The sequence below is a fragment of the Aeromonas sp. QDB25 genome, assembly GCF_027707725.1.
Classification (GTDB): domain Bacteria; phylum Pseudomonadota; class Gammaproteobacteria; order Enterobacterales; family Aeromonadaceae; genus Aeromonas; species Aeromonas caviae.
In genome coordinates this window covers 1-508 of record NZ_JAPCIZ010000257.1, presented here as the reverse complement: position 1 = coordinate 508, position 508 = coordinate 1, and the positions used below count along the sequence as shown (strand labels likewise).

The following is a 508-nucleotide window of genomic DNA, read 5'->3' as shown; positions in this document are numbered from 1 at the left end:
CGCGTATATTGATAATACTGCGGTTTATGTCTTCACTTACTGCTCCCTGCTGCTCGACCGCAGTCGCTATTTGCGCGTTCATGTCGGTAATTTCGTTAACGCGTTGGCCAATTCCATCAAGAGCTGTAGCTGCTTCCTCTGCGTGAGCTACACTCGTGTGCGCTTGCCGACTACTTTGCTCCATGACTGTAACAGCGGATTGCGCTCGCTCTTGTAGAGCGCTGATCATGCTTTGAATATCCGTTGTCGATTGCTGTGTGCGAGCAGCAAGACTGCGAACCTCATCGGCGACAACAGCAAAACCACGCCCCTGCTCACCAGCACGCGCGGCCTCAATTGCTGCGTTGAGTGCCAACAAATTCGTTTGCTCGGCGATCCCTCGTATAACGTCAAGAACTTTTGATATCTCGTTACTTTGACCTTCAAGCTCATGAATAACCTGAGCGGCTTGCCTAATTTCACCTTCAAGGGCAGTGATTGACTGGCTTGTGTGGGCTACCAGACGCTG

Annotated in this window: 1 protein-coding gene; it reads right to left on the bottom strand. The window is 51.4% G+C overall.

Translation table 11 applies throughout. The features are described from left to right. The coding region (locus PG883_RS23805) for a methyl-accepting chemotaxis protein (protein WP_270808528.1) at positions 1-508 on the bottom strand (508 nt) is incomplete at both ends.